We start from the raw sequence: 19,162 nt of genomic DNA, 5'->3' as shown, positions 1-19,162 counted from the left end.
CCAGAGTTCGTTGCTGGGTTCGGCACGAACTTCGGAATCATAAGGGCCACTAGAATCATTGGCTTACTAGTGTGATTCAGATCGAGAAATTCGCTCGGTCCCTCGTCGCTGATGATGGCGAATTTCTCGATCATCACACTAGTTGGTAAGCGGCTCATCATGCGCGCAGGCGTCAAAGCTTGGGTTTGGTTTTTCTCGTGCGCGGCGGCGCTCGGGTCGGCAGGGTGTGCCCATGATCCTGACGCTGTAATTTCGGGTGCGGTTGCAAACATCGAGGGCCAATCTGGCCGCGTGGTCTATGGCACGCCTCCTGAGCCGGTAGAGCCGGTGACTTGGGGTGCCGCAGTCGTCGAACCCGCCGGATACGCTCCGGCCATGGTTGCAGATGCCGAGAGGCCATACCTGCTCGACACCGGCGATCGCCTCCGCGTCTTCGTCTACGGACAGCCCAATCTTTCGCGCGCCTATACGGTCGACCAGGAGGGCAAGATTACGGTCCCGCTGATCAACGAGGTGAGGGCGCGCGGGCGCACGACACGCGACCTCGAGGCGGCGATACGTCATCGCCTCGGCTCCGAATTCGTGCGCGATCCGCAGGTGACCGTTGATATCCTGCAGAACCGTCCCTTCTTCATCTACGGCGAGGTGAAGGCCGGCGGGCAATATCCCTATGTCTCCGGCATGACCATCGAGACGGCGATCGCGATCGCAGGCGGCTATACCGAGCGGGCCAGCAGTCGAAGCTACCGCATCACCCGGCGCATCAACGGCTTTGCCGATCAGATCGAGGCGCCCGGCGATTATCCGGTGCAGCCGGGCGACATCGTCTACGTCAACGAACGCTTTTTCTAGAGGGCTGCTCGACAGGTGACAGAGACGCGCGCCGACGTCCCTCTCCGCATCCTTCACGTCATGCGGGCCCCCGTTGGCGGGCTATTCCGGCATGTCCTGGATTTGGCGGGAGAACAGGCGCAGCGCGGGCACTACGTCGGCATCGTGGCCGACCGCACGTCTGCCGATGCGCTCACGGTCCAGCGCCTGTCCGCTATCGAGCCGAAACTCAAGCTCGGCCTCTATCTCATTCCCATGAGCCGCCGGCCAGGATTGGGCGACTTGGGGGCACTGCGCTCGGTCGTGAAAATCGCGCGAGCGCTCGATCTCGATGTGCTGCACGGACATGGCGCCAAGGGCGGCGCCTACGCGCGTCTTGCGAAGCCCTGGCTCTCGTTCCGCGGCGGACGTGTCGCGGTCTTCTACACCCCCCATGGCGGCAGCCTGCACTACAAGCCCGGAACAGCGGCGGGCACGGCGTTCATGGTGCTTGAGCGGATCATGGGGATGATGACCGACGGTCTCATTTTCGAATCCGACTTCGCACGTTCGGCCTACGCGCGACTCGCCGGCACCGGGGGGGCGCCGCGGCGCGTCATTCCCAACGGGTTGCGGCCCTCGGATTTCGATGTGCGGCCGCCCAATCCCGACGCCGCCAACTTCCTGTTCATCGGCGAGCTGCGCGCGCTCAAGGGTGTCGACATCCTGCTCGATGCGCTGGCTCGCATCGTGCCGACCCATCCTGTCCGTGCTGTCATCGTGGGTGGCGGCCCTGATGCGGAAACGTTCAAGGCACAAGCGAAGTCGCTCAAGCTCGACCTTCACGTGACATTTCCAGGCGCGATGCCAGCGCTCGATGCTTTTCCGCTGGGCCACTGCCTCGTCGTGCCGTCGAGGGCTGAGAGCTTTCCCTATGTGGTGCTGGAAGCCGGTGCCGCCGGCAAACCGCTGATCGCAACGAACGTCGGGGGCATTCCTGAGATCGTTGCAGGGACTCAGACCGGGCTTATTCCGGCCGGGTCTGTCGAGGCGCTGGCTCGTGCCATGGAAGGCGTGCTCGCGGATCCGGACGGAGCACAGGCACGCGCGGCGGAACTTCGGGCTGCCGTGCAGAACAAATTCACGGTCGCCGCGATGACCGATGGCGTGCTCGACTTCTATCGGACGGCGCTCGCTGATCGCTCCGATAGCTGACTTAACTTGTTGTTTGTATTATCTTAACCGTATCGAAGCCTCCCATCTTCGATCGAAGCCGCTGGCATAGCGGCTGCACCTTCTGGCTCATCCAACCGGCCATCGCCGGGCCTTCGTCTCAAAGTGAGCCAAATTCATGCTTTCGCATGCTCCGACCCCTGTTGCCTTGACCCTTTCCGGTGCGCCATCTCCGGCGCGCCCCTCCTCCATCAAAGCGACAGCAGGCAAAATCTCGCCGCTCTCGCCCGTCGTGCTCGTCGGGTTGGTGCGTTTCGCTGACTTCACGATTGCCGTCGTGAGCGGCTTCGTCATGGCCGTGCTCTATCATGGGGCTCCGGACGTTATGGCGGATCTCTTGTACGGTGCGATGATCGTGCTCGCCGGCGCGAGCACCGTCATCGCCCTCGATCTTTTGGGCCTCTATTCATCGCGTCAGCTTTCCGCCTTTCACCTCAACGTCCCATGCCTGCTTCTCGGCTGGTCGGCCGCGTTCGCGGTGGTCGGGGTCATCGTGTTCTTTCTCAAGGCGGGGGCTGATCTCTCGCGCGGATGGCTCGCTCTCTGGTTCGTCGCAGGCGGCATTGCGCTGATCGCCGCGCGGGGTGGCGTTAGCCTATCCCTGCGCCGTCTCGCCAAGTCCGGGCGACTGCAGCGCCGTGCAGTCATCTATGGAACAGGTCGTCTCACCGACGATCTCATCCAATCGCTCGAGCACGATGAAGGCTCCGAAATCCAAATCGTCGGTGTGTTTGACGACCGGGGCGATGAACGGGCCCGCGGCCCGGACGGCTATCCTCGGCTTGGCGGCTTGAACGACCTGCTGGACGTCGCACGCGCCATGCGCGTGGATCTGGTCATTGTTGCGCTGCCCGTGGCAGGCGAGCAAAGGCTGCACGACATCGCAACGCGGCTTTCGGTTCTTCCGGCCGATATTCGTCTGCCAGCACAGGCGACGCAGATCCGCTTGTCCCAGCGCCTCTATTCGCATGTAGGCCCCGTCGCGATGATCGACCTCTACGATCGCCCGATCGCGGACTGGGATCATGTCATCAAGTCCACATTCGACAAGGCGATTGGTTTCCTTGCATTGGTTGCTCTCTCCCCCGTCATGCTGGCTGTGGCGATCGCGATCAAGCTCGACTCGCGCGGCCCCGTCCTGTTCCGCCAGAAGCGCTACGGCTTCAACAACGAGCTGATCGAGGTTCTGAAGTTTCGCTCGATGCATACCGACATGTGCGACGCCAACGCGAACAAGCTGGTCACGAAGGCGGACCCTCGCGTCACACGCGTCGGCCGCTTCATCCGCAAGACGAGCCTCGACGAGCTTCCACAGCTCCTCAACGTTCTCAAGGGCGATCTGTCGCTGGTCGGCCCGCGCCCCCACGCGGTCGCAGCGAAGGCGGCAGACCGGCTCTATAACGAGATCGTTGCGCGATACTATGCGCGTCACAAGGTCAAACCCGGGATCACCGGCTGGGCACAGATCTCGGGCTGGCGCGGCGAAACCGACACGGACGAGAAGATCGAGAAGCGCGTCGAACACGATCTCCACTACATCGAGAACTGGTCGGTGTTCTTCGACCTCTACATTCTCGCCATGACGCCAACGGCGCTTCTCAAGACGGAGAACGCTTATTGAGACCGGGAGCGGCTGCAATCCAATCCGGCCGCTCCGCACTTTCCATCGCGGCGAGCGTATCGCATGTCCAGCGATACGCCGTGTCGAATAGCTCGCGGTGGCGGTGCCAGTCGAGAAAGCCCATCCCGACTGGAATGGGAGGCGTCAACGACAGGTCGTCGTCCTCCAGCTCACGCATGAAGTCCCGGCGGTTCACCATCAGCGCCCGCATCAGAACCGCCACGAGCCCCGGGGCGTCCGGCAGCCTGTCACGCCGGAGCGGGTTGAGGACCAAACGCATGAGAGCGGCGCGCGAGGGCAGTGCTTCATAGTCAACATCGAACCGGTCCAGCTCCGGCGGTTTAAAGCTGACTACGACATTCGGGCCGGCCTTCAGCTCGCGCATGACGCGTACTGGCACGTTGTCGAGCAGGCATCCGTCGACCAGCATTTCCCCCTCGTTCGTATAGACCGGCGGCAGCATCACCGGGATGGACGCGGACGCGCGGATCGCGCGCCACAGCGGTCCCGTCCGATGACACATGATGGCGAACCGGGAGAGGTTCGTTGATACGGCGAAAAACGGGAGCCACAGGTCCTCAATTTCCGTGGTGCCATAGAGGCGCCTCAGCTCGTCATCGAAGAGGGTGTGGTCGAGGAGAGAGTACCGTGGCAGCGTGTACCGGCGCATGGCGCGATTTGTGACGAACATCTCGCCGACTTTCGCGTCGATCTCGTCGGGCGGTGCATCGAGCAAAAGGGCGGCCACCAATGCGGCGCCCGCCGACGTGCCTCCCATGATGTCGAACGTGATCCCGCCCTCACAGAGAGCCTTAAAAACTCCCGTGTGAGCCGCTGCAAGCGCGCCGCCGCCGGCGGCAACGAGACCGACCGCACGGCCCTGGATGAAGCGCACGAGCCGATCAACATCGCCGCAGCCGTCGAGCGCCACATGATGATGCATGGCGATCTGGCGCGGCGAAACCCAACGAGACGTGCCTGAAAGCTTTCTTTTGCGGGGATGCAACAGCACGAGCCGCGTGGCCTCAGGACCGACAAATCGCGCGGAGAATTGCTCGATAGCATTTGGCGCAATGTCTTGTTCCTCGTAGTGCGCAACGGCCAAGACGAGATCGGCGTGACGGATGGCCTTTTCCGTCCAAGGCGAGGGCGTGCCATCCGCAACGAGAAGAACATGATCGTGCGTGGTTTCGAGGGTATTCAACCTTGACGTGATCTCGGGCGTGTCGACTGTCTCCGATGACCCCAAAAGATCTCGCGCCGTGTCACGCGTGATCACCACACTGCGCCCTTCGCGGCTGAGCGCGTCTCCGAGCTTCCTGACAAAATCTGCACTGACGCGCGACCCGCCCGCCGGAATCACACAAAGCGTGCGTGGCCGGGCGGTCACCGGACGCGTGGCAGCGGACCGTGAGGTCGTGGCCGCCAGACGGCGCGCCAAGGTCGCCGTGAGCGCGCCCCAAATCCCAGGGTGCTCCCCGACGAGGCGGTCGAACTCCTCACGCGACAAGGCCATGACCAGACTGTCGCGCATGGCTGTGACGGTTGCCGTCCGATGCCCGCCTGTGAGGAATGCGATTTCTCCGACAGGCTGTCCGGCGCCGATCTCGCTGATGGGATCGCGCCGGTCCTCGAGCGTGACGGCGAGACGGCCCGACACCAGCACATAAAGGGCGTCGGCTTCGTCGCCTTGCTTCATCAGGACGTCGCTTCGCCGAAGCGTGCGGAGTGTGAGACGCGCCGCGAGCGCGGCCCGCTCCGTCTCGGACAAACCCGAGAAGAGGTCGATGTCGGGAACGCCGTGGGCAAGACCGTTGGCAGGTTTCATAGCGCCCAATCAGCTTGCAGCCGCCTACCCGATTATAGTCCGGATGAGCGCTCTCTGAACGGGCGTCTTTGGAGGGAGTTAATCAAAGCGGGGGCAATGGCCGGCACCTACTGGTCACGCTCACGCGCAAGTCCAGTGAGGCCCGCGACCAGCAGGCCCAATGCGGGCACGAACACCGCGACATAGCTGAGGACAAGTAAAAACGCCATGCCACCGATATGGGTACGCATGGCGTTCGGATCAGCGGGCTTGCCGAAAATTAAGCAGCGGCAGTTTGTCCTTCGGGGACCAGGGTCTCCGCGGCGGCGGCCAGAGCCTCGCTCATGGCCCGCGCCATCTTGTGCGGATTGAAGCCCCACTTCGCATTGAGACGCATCTTGGCCGCGGCTTCGAGGGCGATAACCAGCGCAGCTTGGCCGTGACGAGCAATCAGCTCGTTGACGTGGCGCGTCTGGCAGGCGGCGAGGAAACTGCGGAAGCGGAGAAGGACTGCCACCTTGCGAACGCGCGCGCGGGGCGAAATCATCCAGAAATCCTGCTCGACGCGACGCAGGTCCTCATCCGAGAGCGTGACGTTGGGCAGCAAGAGACCATTGCCGGCGGACAGGATCTTCAGCGCGAGCGCCAATTCACGTGCGCCAACCCGCGGCACATCACTGGTATCTACCGCGGACTCGACCTGGGCCTGGTTCATGACATTCGACATGGCGTTCAACTCCGCTTCAGGGCCGGACTTGCGCGGCCAAATACGGTCCAAGGAGATCCATGCAACAGAATGATGTCTCTCGGACTACGCGATTCGACGACAAAATCCACATCGAGACCGACCAGCCGGCCATTCGGATTGCGGATATCTGCCTCGGCGAAACGATATCTCCGGCCATCGGCGGCACTGATGACGCCAAATCCGATGCCCTCGTGAAACTTTGTGATCTGACCTTGCATAACACGCTCCATCTCGTCGGATCGCGACCGCTAGGCGGTGCCTGGCAGAACCATGACGAATATGGACAGCGCGCGCTGTTACGGCAGTTACATTCCTCAATCTTTTCAAATGAGTCAACCGAAGGGCTGACGCTTTAAACATAGAAAAGAGCCGCCTTTTCAGGCGGCTCCCAATTCGTCGCAGCTGTGTTGTATCTCTGCCTATGCGATCCGTGTGCGGCGTTTCCCTCAGAGGATCTCTTTCAGGACTGCCAGAGCCACTGGCCTCCGGCCGCTTGGCGTGTAGGGCGTCGCCGGCTTAGCCTTTACGAAAAAAGGCGTCTACCCGCATGCCCGGCTTCAACGCCGAGGACGTCCCCTGTAGTTCGATGGTTACTTCCATGACTTCCACATCGTTCGGACGCAGCGGACCGCGAGGGCCGATGCGAGCGGATCCAAGCGTCGGCGCGATGCTCGTCACCTTGCCCTCGAACTTCTGATCCGGAACCGAAATGCTTTTCACATAGGCGGTCTGATTGAGCGTGATCTTGCCGACATCGCCCTCGTCCACCTCGGCTTTGACGCGGACGACCGACATGTCACCCATCACGACGAGCGCCTGCTCGGGCGAAGGGGCCACGATCTCGCCCTGCTTGGCGTTCACCTGCAGGATCGTGCCGGCTGACGGAGCACGGATGCGCGTCTTGTCGAGCAGGGCTTCCGCCATCCTCACCTCGGCGCGCGCGGCGCTCACGGCGGACTCGGCGCGGCTCGGGGCGGGAAGGTTCGGTTTGGACTGTGCCTTCACATAGGCAATGCGTTCGCGCTCGAGACGTTCGTTGGCGTCTTTGAGGCGGCGGCGCGCATCCGCAACGGCCGCGTCGCTGCCACTGCCGCTGCGCTTCGCGGAGATCGCGTAGTCCAGCTCGATGCGAGCGCCCGTAACGGCACGCTCGGCGGAATAGATGGCGTCTTCGGCCTTGCGGACGTCCTCACGGCCGGAAGCGAACGCCTTCTCGCGGTCTTCGCGGAGGGCTTCAGCCTCGGTTTCGGCGGACGCGAGCTTGGCGCGCGCCTCGGCATCGTCGAGACGCAGCAGGAGCTCACCCTCCTCGACTTTGTCGTCGACGCTCACGAGCACTTCCTCGACGCGGCCGAGATAAGTCGCGCCAAGCCGGATCTCGCCCGACTTGGGCTCGACGCGTCCCGGAGCGGCCACTTCATAGTCTTTGACTTCGATCGCGACCTCTTCGACCGGTTGGCTGGCCTTGAATTTATCGTAGGCGAGATAACCGCCGACACCGGCAAGGCCGAGCAGGAGGACGAGGTTAAGGGGCTTCAACATGGCGCGTGGTCTTCCTTAGGCTGCAACGTTCTTGTTCTTGGACGCGCCGTTGCCGGGCCCACCCTTGTTGGGTGCGCGCTCGTCAGAGACAATGCGTCCGTCCTCAATGGTGATGATACGATCGGCATAGTGCAGAGTGCGGTGGTCGTGGGTCACGGCCATGACGGCACGGGTCGGATCCCTCGCGACTTCCTTCAAGAGTTCCATGACGGCCTTGCCATTCTCGCTGTCGAGGGCGGCCGTGGGCTCGTCGGCGAGCACGACCGACGGGCGGCCTGCCAGCGAACGAGCGATTGCGACGCGTTGCTTCTCGCCGCCCGAAAGTTTCGAGGGGTAGGCGTGCATGCGATGGCTGAGTCCGACAGCCTTCAAGGCTTCGGCAGCCGTTTCCATCGGGTCAGCGGAGCGAGCGTCACGTACGTCGAGTGCAACGAGCACGTTCTCGATGGCCGTCAACGTCGGGAACAGATTGTAGCTCTGGAACACGAAGCCGATATGCTGGCGGCGAATCTCGGCCAGCGCCTCCGAGGATTGGCCAACGGCCTGGTGGCCGGCCAGATGCAGCTCGCCATTTGTGGCCGTCAAGATGCAGCCCAAGATCGAAAGCAGCGTGGTCTTGCCGCTACCCGACGGGCCCATGAGCAGCGTCAGCTCGCCAGGGCGCAAATCCATGCTCACGCCCTTCAGAATGTGGAGTTCACCCGCGCCGGTATTAATCGATTTGACGATGTTGCGCGCTTCTAGCAGCGGACGCAGCCCGTTCGACGCTTTTCCAGGCTTGGACATTTTCACGAAGTCTCCCGAAACCAAAGGCGAGCACTCATCGCGGCGAAGATGGCATCAACGGTTTGCCGCGTCTGTTACGCCTGTCACATCACGTGTCGAAATCGAGCCAAAAGCGGAAATCGCTCCCACAACGGATCCTACACGCCCAAGGTCCGAAGCGGTATCTCAACGCAGGATCCGGAAAGCCTTTCGAGCTTTCCGGATCCTTGTATTCGAACTTTCTCCTGCCGCACCTTACCGATTGAACACACCGGCCGGGTCGATACGGGTCACTTTTCGGATCGCCGTGATCGCGGCGAAGATGCACATACCTACCGTCAAGGCGAACAGGTAGGCCGCGATCTTCGGCGTCATGACGATGGTGAGTGTTGGGACTCGTACGGACAATCTGTAGATCGCCAGCATCGCGAGCAGCATACCGGCCGCATACCCGAGCACTGCGCTCAGCAGCGCCTGGATGAGAATGACGGCGTGGATATAGCTGGCTGAAGCGCCCAGCGCTCGCAGCGTCGCAAATTCGTTCAAGTGATCCTTGGTGCTGGCGTAGAGCGTCTGCGCCACGATCACGATGCCCACGATCGCACCAAGCACCATACCGGTGATGAGGGCCAAGCCGGCGCCGGTGCTGAACATCCAGTAGTTGATACTGCGGCGCGTGAACTCGTCGTGCGTCAACACCTCGACGCCCTGCAGGCGATCCTCGAGCGACTTGCGTACGGCCTCGAGATCCGCGCCCTTCTGAAGCTTGACCAGGACGTAGGTGGACTGCGACGCATTTGCTCCGACGAACTTTCGCGCCGTCGTGATGGGCATGAAGCCATACGGCAAGGTCGTGAACGAGCGGATGCCTTTCGTCACGGCGGTGACTTGCGCGCGCGTATTGTTGATCTCGGCGTAGTCGCCGCGTTTCTCGATACCGAGATCCTTGAAGTACGATCTGTCGACAGCAAGGGCGTTCGGGGCGTTGAGGTCTTCGACCGTGCCTTCGTCGATGGCCCAAGGACGCGTGCCGCCATTGGCCCAATCAAGTCCTACGAGAATGAACGTCTTCTTGCCGCCCTCGGGCTTTCGCCAGGACGAGAAGCTGACGATCATGTCCTCGGCGCTGAGAACACCGGGCGTGGAGAGCGCGGCGTACTTTTCGTGACCGATCAGGAGCGACGGATCGTCGAAGCTCTTGGTGCCGAACGGCACGATCCAGAGATCGGCCGGCGCCTTGTCGAGCACGGTCGCGATCTTGTTCTCTGATCCCTTGTAGAGACCAACTTCGATCGCCACGAGCACGACGGAGAAGACAATGCCGACCAGCGTAACGATCAAGCTCATGCGGTCGTGGAAGAGGTTTCGATAGGCGATCTTGGGCGCCATCCTGATGATCTTGCCCTGACCGGCCGGCGCCGCTGACCCGGTGTCGGCTGCGTTCCTCTTCATCATCTCAGTCTCCAATACGGCAACGGGAGAGTTGTGCGCTGAACTCGTTGCCACGTCCAGCATCTGACCAATTTCAAGCGAGCTTTTATTCCATTGCGGCGTGCCGTGTCAGACCGATTTTTCTGATCCGATACGAACGCGTCACATTCAGGGCGTCGGAGGCCCGAGCCGTTGGCTATTCGTCGCAGCCGACGGAAACCGTCATACCGATCGCGGGGATGAACTTTTTGCAATGTTTGGATGCGTCGGCGGCCGACGTCGCTGTCGATGACGTATCGGCAGGCTTGGTCTCGGCCTTCGCTTCGGCGGCCGTCACGGCCGTCGTCTTGTTGTCCGTATCCTGTGCCGGGATCGAATGCTGGATCAGCGCCGTGCTGCCTGTCACTGACGCTTTCGTATCGGCGGCCTCGGCGGTGCTATCTGCTGTCCCGTTCGTGACGGACTCGGTCTTTTCCGTTTTCGGGCTGGCGCCCTTTGCCGGCTGCACCCTTACGACATGAGCGGGTTTATCAGGCTTGCGAGTTGCGTGCTGCACGACCGCGGCCCGCTTAGGTCTTGTCGCGCGATACGAACCGCCGCCACCACCGCCTTGTGCGGGCGTGGCCGTGAACGATCCAAGTGGGAAACCGAATCCCAAGCGGACACCACCGCCTGCTTCTGCCGCCGAGGCCAGTGTCGCGGTCGCTACGAATGCTGACGCGATGGCAATGAGCTTCGTGTTCATGGCTGTATCCCATCGGAGTTCGCAGAACGTCTGAGCCGTTCCGCTTCAAATTCTGATCGGACAATGCGCCGGAGCCAGCGCCGCCGCTGTTCCAGGCGAGACAAAGCGCAGGTTTCTTTTTGTAGCGCACCTTGGCCGTTCCCGCGCCCTCAAAACAAAAAAGCCGGCCCTACGCGGGCCGGCTTGGTCGCCGATAGCCAGATTGGTGTTTTTAGCAGCCGACCGAGACAGCCACGCCAAGGGCCGGAACGTAGCGCTTGCAGGTGTCGGTGGCCGGAGCCTCGTCCTTCGCTTCAGTGGTGGACGTGGCCGAAGCGGTATCGGCGGTAGCGGCTACCGTCGTTTCCGTGGCCGGCGGCGGCTCCTTGGCAGCGTTGGCCGCGTTCACGTCAACCTGAGTCAGAGCAGCAGAGCTCGAGGCCGCCGGGACATACGTGCTCGGAGTGGACTTGTTGTTCGTCGTGGTCTCCTCGGCGACGTCATCCTGGCCGTTCTCCGCAGCATTTGCCTTGGCCTTCTCGGCGGCGGCGGTTTCCTGCTGACGCTTGGCGGCGGCGGCCTGAGCTTGTGCCTGGGCGCGGGCCTGAGCCTGTGCTTTTGCCCGAGCCTGGGCCTGAGCCTTGGCGCGAGCCTGGGCCTGGGCTTGAGCGCGTGCGCGCGCCCTTGCGGCTTCAGCCTGCTTAGCCTGGTGGGCCATAGCGCCGACGGCGAGGACGCCGAGGCCTATGCCGAGACCAACGCCACGTCCGCCGGCGTTTGCCGAAGGGGTAATCGCCAAGCTGGCGGCCGTTAGTGCGGCGATGACGGTGATGCTGAGCTTCGGGGCCATGTTCGTCTCCATCTGGCTATCCATCAGAGCGAACGGGGCGTGCCGCCATCGCTCTCGTGAAGCAGAGAATGCAGGAAGCGGGGACCTATTTCTGTTCCGAGGGTAACACGGCGCGCCGCGCTTGGAAAAAAATCGTTCGAGACAGGATTATCAGCAAGCTGGCGCCGGTCGTCTTTCCAGCGGCGCGACGCGATGGATTTGTTAATTTCCATGTCGCTTCAGGCTGCTGCGGTGCTCAATCCACCCACGACGCGAAGCTGGGCGGCCGGCTTGACACCAATGCTACCGGCAATCGACCCGGCGATGCGGGAGATGAAGTCGGCGGTCCGCTCGAGAACTACGTGACGCTGCCGGTCGACGGTAACCATGTGATAGCTGTCCTCGAGAACGACGAGGTCCACGGGGCCTCCGAGCTCACGCTGCAGATAGGCGGCATTGTCGAGGCCGGCATAGTCGTCCTCACGGGCGTGCAGGATGAGCACCGGCTGGTTTACGGCGCCGAGGTTCTGCATCACCTGCTTGGCGAGGCGCCGGCGTTCCAAAACCGCTCCGCCGGGCGTGCAGACCTGGGCCATTTTGGACCCTTCGGTCGCCATGGCGTTGCAGATGAAATCGCGGACGCGCTTGTCCTTGATGCCGACGTGCAGCGGCACCGGGAAACGGAAGAGGTTCGCAACCCACTTGCTATTGACCATGCGAAACAGCGGCAAATACCAAGGGATGTGGCGCCCGCTGAGCCAAAGCGTGGGAGAATACAGGGCTACGGCGTGCACCTTGTCGGGGTGACGCTGTGCCAGCATGAGGCTCAAAACGGCGCCCGTCGAAAGGCCGCCGACAATGACCGTTTCGCAGGTGGCGGCGAGTTCCTCGAGGCCTTTTTCGGCGCTCTCGTACCAATCCCGCCAAGTGGCGGCCATGAGGTCTGCCTCGGTGCCTCCGTGACCGGCGAGCTGCGGGCAAAGAACCGTATAGCCGCTCCGGGTCAGGCCGTTGGCAACAAAGCGAATTTCGCTTGGCGAGCCGCAAAGACCATGAATGAGCAGCACGCCGATGCGGCCGTTCTTGCTCCCAGTGGTCTTTTCGATCGTCTGCATGGCCAACCCCAATTGCTTGCCGTGTTCGATGACCGGCAAAGTACGTGAGCAAGAAGGGTGCCGCTGTTCCGGGGGGCACACAGAAATCAAAGGGTATTTGGTGACGCGGCCTTGAAAGTTTTCGCGCCGCTGGTGAAAAGCTATCGTTGACGACGGTTAACGTGCGCAGGTCATTGACCTCGCCGCCCGCTCGGACTAGTTTTAGAATTATTCTAAATTAAGTGAGCACGGGTAACGCTCCGCTATCGGATGTTTGCTTCGCTCATTTGGCCATAGGGAGGTCCCATGAAAGGGAAACGCGAAGTCATCGACATCCTGAACGAGGCGCTGAAACTCGAACTCGGTGCGGTGAACCAGTACTGGCTGCACTTCCGAATGCTCGAAAACTGGGGCTTCACGAAGCTGGCCAAGAAAGAGCGGGCCGAGTCGATCGAGGAAATGCACCACGCCGACAAGCTCGTTCACCGCATCATTTTCCTTGAGGGCCTGCCGAACCTTCAGCACGTCGCCCCACTCATGATCGGCGAGAACCTCAAGGAGGTCCTCGAGTGCGACCTCAAGGGCGAGAAGATCGCGCATGAAACCTACATCCGCGGCCGCGACATCTGCAAAGTGGCCAAGGACTACGTGACCATGGAGCTGTTCGAGGAGCTCATCGAGGACGAGGAAGGGCACATCGATTTCATCGAGACGCAGCTCGATCTCATCGACAAGATCGGAATCGAAAACTACGGGCTCCTCCAGTCCGACCCGGCCAATGAGGCCGAAGGCCACTGACCTTGCTGACGCGGGCGGATCCCTCGCCCGCGTCCTTCATTCCGGCCTCTCCCCCCGTGCGCTCAGCCGGATCCCTTGTCGCGGCGGCAAGGTTGCATCGGAAATCTTGAGTTTGATACCCTGGCCTCGCGCCGAGTATCGCTTCACGGCGCAATCGGGAACCCGCCGTCTTCGCCTGCGTTGCAAAGCAGGTGAATCTCATGGCCTTGACGCATCTTAGTCCCATTTCCCCAGACAGACCGGTCGCTACCGTTCTGATCGTCGAAGACGACCCGATCCTGCGCTTCTCGCTGGCGATGGAAGTCAGCGAGGCGGGTTTTTGCGTGCGGGAGGCTGCCAGCGCCGATGAGGCAGAGACGGTGCTGGAGTCCGGCGTTACGATCCACGTCGTCGTGACCGACGTCGAGATGCCGGGCTCGCGCGATGGACTGGCGCTGGCAAAAACCGTGCGCGCATTTCATCCGCATATGAAAGTGATCGTCGCGTCGGGCGTCGTACCACCCGCCGACATCGTGGGGATCGCAGATGCGTTTTTCGGCAAACCCTACGATACGGATCGTGTGATTTTCAGGATCCGCTCGCTCCTTGGCGCCCCGCACGAGAAACAGGCCGAGCACCGCTGACGGGGCCTATCGCCCTATCCCTTTGCCAAGACACGGCCGGCGACCGCATCAAGCTTGCGGACAAGCGACGCATCGCGCGCTTCGGGCGCAGTGATAAGGGCGACGTCGAGAGCCCGGTCAGAGCCGATCGGGCAGGCCGGGTGCTCGCGCGGGAAATCCCGGGCCAGGCGGCCGACGAGGCGCTGCGCCTTCTCAGTGTTGTCCTTCATGACGGCGATGATCGACGCGACGTCGACGTCCGCGTGATCGTCGTGCCAACAGTCGTAGTCCGTCACCATGGCGACGGTCGCATAGCAAATCTCGGCTTCGCGCGCGAGCTTGGCCTCCGGCATGTTCGTCATGCCGATGACGTCCATACCCCAGCTTCTGTAGAGATTGCTTTCGGCCCGCGTCGAGAACTGTGGACCTTCCATCACGAGGTAGGTCCCGCCGCGCGTGTAGGTAATGCCCTCAGCCTGCGCGGCCTTCTCAACCGCGTCGACCAGGAGCGGGCTCACGGGATCGGCGACCGAGACGTGTGCCACGAGCCCAGGGCCGAAGAAGCTTTTCTCACGGGCGAAGGTGCGATCGACGAACTGATCGACAAGTACGAAGTGGCCCGGCGCCAAGTGCTCACGCAGCGAGCCACAGGCGGAAATCGAGACCAGATCCGTGACGCCGGAGCGCTTCAACGCATCGATGTTGGCGCGGAAGTTGATTGCCGAAGGCGGGACGGGGTGCCCCCGGCCGTGACGGGGAAGAAAGCGGATAGGCAAGCCGCCGATCTCGGCGAAGAGGATTTCGTCGGACGGTGCCCCCCAGGGCGTCATCACCTTTTCCCAATGGGCGTTCTCGAGCCCGGGCAGGTTGTAAAAACCGCTCCCCCCGATGATGCCGAGCACAGACTTTGTCATCCCGATTACCCTCGTCCCATCCTGCCGCACGTGTCAGGCATCTCATCACACACGCCGGCCAAAAGAAAAGGCCCGCGAACGGGCCCTTTCCAATTCATCGATCTGTCATCTCCGCTCAGTGCGGGATCTTCGACCAGAGCAACCGCTTGCCGGCATAAAGCAGGCCCGTCGTAACGACGAGATACAGCATCACCAGCCAGCCAATGCCCTTACGGCTGTTCAGGTGCGGGTCGGCTGCCCAGGCCAGGAAGGCCGAGACGTCCGCCGCGTTCTGTTCGAGCGAACCTTTGCCGTCCTGATAGGTAATGAAGTTGTCCTTAGCCAGCGGCTGCGGCATGGCAATCTGATGTCCAGGGAACACCGCGTTGTAATGCATGCCTTCGGCAAGTTTCACGTCGGCAGGTGCTTCCGCATAGCCGATCAGCAGCGCGTAAAGATAATCGGCGCCGCCCTCCTGATAACCGGTCGCGATGTCCCGCAGCATGGAGAACGGATGGGCCCACCAGGAGCCGGTGTATTCCACGTTGCGGGCCTTCACGACGAGCGAAAGGTCCGGCGGCAAGGCGCCGTTCTGTGCCGAACGTGCCTCTTTGTCGTTCTTGAACGGGCCGAGAATCGGGTCGAACGCCTTGGGCTCGCGCTCGAACATCTTGCCCTCGTCGTCCGGGCCGTCGACGATCTTGTTCGGCCAATCGTGAGCCAGTGCCTTCACGGCGTCCTCGGGAAACTCGGGACCACCGGGCTCAAAGAGGTTGCGGAAGCGTACCCGCTTCAGCCCGTGACAGGCCGAGCAGACTTCCTTGTAGATCTGGAACCCGCGCTGAAGCTGCGCGGGATCGTACTGGCCGGTGAAGCCACCGAAGGTCCAGGTCTGGCGATCGATATGAACGCCGTGTCCGCCTTCGCTCGCTGCGTTGGCGTTTGTTACTGCTAGACCCAATGCCAGCGTCAGCGCAGCAAGAGATCCTGTCAGGATGCGTATCATTGCAGTTCTCCCGCTCAGCGTGTCTCTGGGGCTGCGGTGGCGCCTCGCGGCGCTCCAGAGCCACTGGGCAGGACGGACGCCGATATGGATTTCGGCAGCGCAGTCGGCGTCTCGATCAGGCCGAGGATCGGCATAACGAGCAGGAAATGCGCGAAGTAGTAGAACGTAAAGATACGCGACCAAATCACGTAAGCGCCTTCGGCCGGTTTCGCTCCGAGGTAACCGAGCGCGACGCTGGAAATGACGAGCAGCCAGAAGAACCACCTGTAGAGCGGGCGGTACTTGGCCGAGCGAACGCGGCTGGTGTCGAGCCAGGGCACGAAGACGAGAACGGCAATTGCCGAGAACATGGCGATCACGCCGCCGAGCTTCGACGGGATGGCGCGCAGGATCGCGTAGAACGGCAGGAAGTACCACTCCGGGACGATGTGCGGCGGCGTCACCAGCGGGTTCGCCTCGGTGTAATTGTCGGCGTGACCCAGGTAGTCCGGCAGGAAGAACACGAACCACGCGAAGAGGATCAAGAAGGCGAAAAGGCCGACGGCATCCTTTGCGACCGCGTAGGGGAACATCGGAACGGCATCCGACTTGGTCTTGATGTCGAGGCCCGTGGGATTGTTCTGACCCGCGACGTGCAGCGCCCAGATGTGCAGCACGACGATGCCGAACAGTACGAACGGCAGCAGGTAGTGCAGCGCGAAGAAGCGGTTCAGTGTGGTGCCGGAGACCGAGTATCCGCCCCACAGCCATTCGACGATCGCGGTGCCGACGCCGGGGATGATCTCATTCAGCGACGAGAAGAGGTTGGTGATAACGGTCACGCCCCAGAAGCTCATCTGGCCCCAGGGGAGTGCGTAGCCCATGAAGGCCGTCGCCATCATGACGAGGAAGATGATGACGCCGAGGATCCAGAGCACCTCGCGGGGGGCCTTGTAGGAGCCGTAGTAGAGGCCGCGGAAGATGTGGATGTAGACGGCGATGAAGAACATCGAGGCGCCGACGGCGTGGAAGTTTCTCAGCATCCAGCCAAAGTTCACGTCGCGGCGGATCGCTTCCACCGAGTTGAAGGCCTCGGCCGCGCTCGGCTGATAGTGCATCGCAAGCACGATACCCGTCACGATCTGCGCGACGAGGCAGAACGTCAGGATGCCGCCGAACGTCCAGAGATAGTTGAGGTTGCGGGGGGTCGGGAAGTCGACGAACTGCCCGTGCATGAGGCGCGCGATCGGAAGGCGATCATCCCACCACTTTGCGAACGACGATTTCGGCTCGTAGCTCGACGTGTGCTCCATCGAATGCGCCCCTCTCAACCGATCTTGATCTTGGTGTCGGAGACGAACTCGTAGGGCGGCACCTCAAGGTTGCGTGGTGCGGGGCCTTTGCGGATTCGGCCAGACGTGTCGTAGTGCGAGCCGTGGCAGGGGCAGAACCAGCCGCCGAAGTCACCGCGCGAGTCGCCCATGGACTGTCCCTTCGGGATGCAGCCCAAGTGCGTGCAGATGCCGATGAGGACCAGCCAGTTATCTTTGCCCGACTTAATACGGTTATCGTCAATCGCCGGCGCCGACTCCGGCAGGAGATCGTTGCGGGCGGACTGATCGGGAAGGTCGGCGAGCGGAACGGCTTCGGCCGTCTTGATCTCCTCGGGCGTGCGGTTGCGAATGAAGATCGGCTTACCGCGCCACATGGCCGTGATCGCCTGACCTTCCTTGACCGGCGAGAGATCGATCTCGACCGAGGCCAAGGCTTGAGCGCCAGCGTCCGGGTTCATCTGGGAGATGAAAGGCCACAGCGTCGCTGCGGCTCCAACCGCGACGAATGCATTACCGGCGATGATGAGGAAATCTCGGCGATTCGGCTCTTCGGCTTCGACTGCCACGTACCCCTCCAATTTCGAGGATTTTTTTAATTCGCGCGACGCGACCATGCAGCGAGCACTACAGGTCCAACCTCAATCGTTCGCGTGGCCTCCCCGAATTTTCGGTCACGCCACCGAACGCACTATCAGCAGACTCGCAGCACTAACTTAGGCTCGCCCCAGGCGCAAGGATTGCACCCAAGACCGACGCACGAATCCCGCGCTTTTGCGCGACATTCTGCCCGGCATGTTCTGGCACCGTTTGCAGGGTGGCTCAAGACGACTTGACCTGAACCCCTACGGGTCATAGTGGCGCACACATCTTAATCCGACAGGACCGCTCTGAAATGCGTCTCGCGCTCTACCAACCCGACATTCCACAGAACACCGGAACCATCCTACGGCTGGCGGCCTGCCTCGGCGTCCCGGTCGATGTCATCGGCCCGGCCGGGTTCGATTTTTCCGACCGTTCGCTGAAACGTGCGGGCCTCGATTATCTCGAGCACGTCGAGATCGTCCGTCATGACAGTTTCGCCGCGTTCGAGGCGTGGCGCGGGGCGGCTGCGTGTCCACCACCGCGGCTTGTCCTGCTCACCACCCACGCGGCGGAGTCGCACGCCGCGTTTTCATTCCACCCGGACGACGTGCTGCTGCTCGGCCGCGAAAGCGCCGGTGTGCCCGACAGCGTTCATCAGCTGGCGGACGCCCGTGTCCGGATTCCGATCCGGGCGGGCTTGCGTTCGCTGAACATCGCTGTGGCGGCGGCGATGGTCCTCGGGGAAGCGTTGCGGCAGACGAACGGGTATCCGGAGTAAAAGTGCGGTCTCAGCCCTTATTGAGGAGCAGCGTCAGTCCGATCAGCGTCTCGCTGAAGAACTGAATCTCGACCATCTGCTTCGCGTCTTTGACAATGATGTCCATGTTGGCGGAGAGGGTCGTGCCATTGGTGCCCTTGATGGACACGCGGAAGCCGCGCGGCGTCACCGCGCCATCGAGAACGCCGGTGACGTTGTAGACCGTCTCCGTCCAATCGCCGCTGAGCTTGCCATCCGCATGGCGGACGATCCCCTTCACCTCGATCTTGCCGCTCCCCGAGGCGCAGCGAATCGTCTGCTTGAGATCGTTTCCGCCGCCTTCAATGATATAGGTGGCGCGGCATTTGACGTTTTCCTGCTTGCCATCCTTGAAGCGGAGGCGCCCCTCGCCTCCCCACCACCCGTCGAGGCTGGCGAACGGACCTACGGCTTGCGGCGCCGCATCTACCGCCGGCGCGGTGGTCACCGCCACCGTCATAGCCAACGTGGCAAGCAGCGCCTGCGCCGCGCGGCGCTTGATCATCACCCAAGCCAGTTTCATGAGGTCCCCTCGGAAGTGTCCGCGATTCCCTGGCTCCTCAGGTTG

21 protein-coding genes are annotated in these 19,162 nt (G+C 62.2%); 7 read left to right on the top strand and 14 right to left on the bottom strand.

Annotation, left to right across the window (positions count from 1 at the left end):
* Window positions 1–111 precede the first annotated feature (111 nt).
* The 3 genes from VHO05_RS04005 (at window position 112) to VHO05_RS03995 (ending at window position 3,664) form a co-directional block, all read left to right on the top strand.
* Window positions 112–852, top strand: a complete 741-nt coding sequence (locus VHO05_RS04005; RefSeq protein ID WP_329645324.1) for a polysaccharide biosynthesis/export family protein — start codon at window positions 112–114, stop codon at window positions 850–852.
* A gap of 15 nt (window positions 853–867) precedes the next feature.
* Window positions 868–2,025: a glycosyltransferase gene (locus tag VHO05_RS04000; RefSeq protein WP_329645323.1), complete on the top strand. Its 1,158-nt coding sequence runs from the start codon at window positions 868–870 to the stop codon at window positions 2,023–2,025.
* Between the two features lie 136 nt (window positions 2,026–2,161).
* Window positions 2,162–3,664, top strand: coding sequence for an undecaprenyl-phosphate glucose phosphotransferase (locus tag VHO05_RS03995; protein WP_329645322.1), 1,503 nt, complete (start codon window positions 2,162–2,164; stop codon window positions 3,662–3,664).
* Here VHO05_RS03995 and VHO05_RS03990 read toward each other — a convergent pair.
* The 3 genes from VHO05_RS03990 to VHO05_RS03980 form a co-directional block, all read right to left on the bottom strand.
* Window positions 3,642–5,492 (bottom strand): cyclic nucleotide-binding and patatin-like phospholipase domain-containing protein, encoded by a 1,851-nt coding sequence (locus tag VHO05_RS03990; RefSeq protein WP_329645321.1) that lies wholly within the window; start codon window positions 5,490–5,492, stop codon window positions 3,642–3,644. The two genes, VHO05_RS03995 and VHO05_RS03990, sit on opposite strands and share 23 nt — an antisense overlap.
* Before the next feature lie 107 nt (window positions 5,493–5,599).
* Entirely contained in the window at window positions 5,600–5,722 is a 123-nt protein-coding gene (locus VHO05_RS03985) for a hypothetical protein (RefSeq protein ID WP_329645320.1), read from the bottom strand.
* A gap of 29 nt (window positions 5,723–5,751) precedes the next feature.
* Window positions 5,752–6,198 carry a hypothetical protein gene (locus tag VHO05_RS03980; RefSeq protein ID WP_329645319.1) on the bottom strand — a complete coding sequence of 149 codons (447 nt, stop codon included), beginning with the start codon at window positions 6,196–6,198 and terminating at the stop codon, window positions 5,752–5,754.
* 59 nt (window positions 6,199–6,257) lie between these two features.
* Here VHO05_RS03980 and VHO05_RS03975 point away from each other — a divergent pair, with 59 nt between their 5' ends.
* Window positions 6,258–6,575, top strand: coding sequence for a hypothetical protein (locus VHO05_RS03975; protein WP_329645318.1), 318 nt, complete (start codon window positions 6,258–6,260; stop codon window positions 6,573–6,575).
* Between the two features lie 160 nt (window positions 6,576–6,735).
* Here the strand turns inward: VHO05_RS03975 and VHO05_RS03970 are convergent, their stop codons facing one another.
* The 6 genes from VHO05_RS03970 to VHO05_RS03945 all read right to left on the bottom strand — a co-directional run bounded on the left by VHO05_RS03970 (window position 6,736) and on the right by VHO05_RS03945 (window position 12,625).
* The gene (locus VHO05_RS03970; RefSeq protein ID WP_329645317.1) at window positions 6,736–7,761 is read right to left on the bottom strand and encodes an HlyD family secretion protein; all 1,026 of its coding nucleotides are present in this window, start codon (window positions 7,759–7,761) and stop codon (window positions 6,736–6,738) included.
* A gap of 15 nt (window positions 7,762–7,776) precedes the next feature.
* A complete protein-coding gene (locus tag VHO05_RS03965; protein WP_329645316.1) occupies window positions 7,777–8,547 on the bottom strand; it encodes an ABC transporter ATP-binding protein in 771 nt (256 codons plus the stop codon).
* Window positions 8,548–8,781: 234 nt separating this feature from the next.
* On the bottom strand, window positions 8,782–9,981 hold the full coding sequence (locus tag VHO05_RS03960; protein WP_329645315.1) for an ABC transporter permease: 1,200 nt from the start codon (window positions 9,979–9,981) through the stop codon (window positions 8,782–8,784).
* Window positions 9,982–10,153: 172 nt separating this feature from the next.
* A complete protein-coding gene (locus tag VHO05_RS03955; RefSeq protein WP_329645314.1) occupies window positions 10,154–10,702 on the bottom strand; it encodes a hypothetical protein in 549 nt (182 codons plus the stop codon).
* A gap of 211 nt (window positions 10,703–10,913) precedes the next feature.
* Window positions 10,914–11,531, bottom strand: a complete 618-nt coding sequence (locus VHO05_RS03950) for a hypothetical protein (RefSeq protein WP_329645313.1) — start codon at window positions 11,529–11,531, stop codon at window positions 10,914–10,916.
* A gap of 218 nt (window positions 11,532–11,749) precedes the next feature.
* A complete protein-coding gene (locus VHO05_RS03945) occupies window positions 11,750–12,625 on the bottom strand; it encodes an alpha/beta hydrolase (protein WP_329645312.1) in 876 nt (291 codons plus the stop codon).
* Between the two features lie 285 nt (window positions 12,626–12,910).
* Between VHO05_RS03945 and bfr the strand changes: the two genes are divergently transcribed.
* Window positions 12,911–13,402 carry a bacterioferritin gene (gene bfr, locus VHO05_RS03940; RefSeq protein ID WP_329645311.1) on the top strand — a complete coding sequence of 164 codons (492 nt, stop codon included), beginning with the start codon at window positions 12,911–12,913 and terminating at the stop codon, window positions 13,400–13,402.
* A 200-nt stretch (window positions 13,403–13,602) separates the two neighbouring features.
* A complete protein-coding gene (locus VHO05_RS03935) occupies window positions 13,603–14,025 on the top strand; it encodes a response regulator (protein ID WP_329645310.1) in 423 nt (140 codons plus the stop codon).
* A 14-nt stretch (window positions 14,026–14,039) separates the two neighbouring features.
* Here VHO05_RS03935 and VHO05_RS03930 read toward each other — a convergent pair whose 3' ends face one another.
* The 4 genes from VHO05_RS03930 to petA all read right to left on the bottom strand — a co-directional run bounded on the left by VHO05_RS03930 (window position 14,040) and on the right by petA (window position 17,830).
* Window positions 14,040–14,918 (bottom strand): S-methyl-5'-thioadenosine phosphorylase, encoded by an 879-nt coding sequence (locus VHO05_RS03930; protein WP_329645309.1) that lies wholly within the window; start codon window positions 14,916–14,918, stop codon window positions 14,040–14,042.
* A 115-nt stretch (window positions 14,919–15,033) separates the two neighbouring features.
* On the bottom strand, window positions 15,034–15,903 hold the full coding sequence (locus VHO05_RS03925; protein ID WP_329645308.1) for a cytochrome c1: 870 nt from the start codon (window positions 15,901–15,903) through the stop codon (window positions 15,034–15,036).
* Between the two features lie 14 nt (window positions 15,904–15,917).
* Window positions 15,918–17,195 carry a cytochrome b gene (locus VHO05_RS03920; RefSeq protein ID WP_329645307.1) on the bottom strand — a complete coding sequence of 426 codons (1,278 nt, stop codon included), beginning with the start codon at window positions 17,193–17,195 and terminating at the stop codon, window positions 15,918–15,920.
* A 14-nt stretch (window positions 17,196–17,209) separates the two neighbouring features.
* Window positions 17,210–17,830: a ubiquinol-cytochrome c reductase iron-sulfur subunit gene (petA, locus tag VHO05_RS03915; protein WP_414653677.1), complete on the bottom strand. Its 621-nt coding sequence runs from the start codon at window positions 17,828–17,830 to the stop codon at window positions 17,210–17,212.
* A gap of 278 nt (window positions 17,831–18,108) precedes the next feature.
* Here petA and VHO05_RS03910 point away from each other — a divergent pair, with 278 nt between their 5' ends.
* Window positions 18,109–18,576: a tRNA (cytidine(34)-2'-O)-methyltransferase gene (locus VHO05_RS03910; RefSeq protein ID WP_329645305.1), complete on the top strand. Its 468-nt coding sequence runs from the start codon at window positions 18,109–18,111 to the stop codon at window positions 18,574–18,576.
* Window positions 18,577–18,586: 10 nt separating this feature from the next.
* On the opposite strand, the gene VHO05_RS03905 is transcribed toward VHO05_RS03910, so the two are convergent.
* Complete coding sequence (locus tag VHO05_RS03905) at window positions 18,587–19,117, bottom strand: hypothetical protein (protein WP_329645304.1); 531 nt, start codon at window positions 19,115–19,117, stop codon at window positions 18,587–18,589.
* Between the last annotated feature and the right edge of the window lie 45 nt (window positions 19,118–19,162).

This window comes from Hyphomicrobium sp. (assembly GCF_036262015.1).
Lineage (GTDB): Bacteria > Pseudomonadota > Alphaproteobacteria > Rhizobiales > Hyphomicrobiaceae > Hyphomicrobium_C.
The sequence above is the reverse complement of the archived record's forward strand: the minus strand, read 5'-3'. Positions and strand labels throughout refer to the sequence as shown.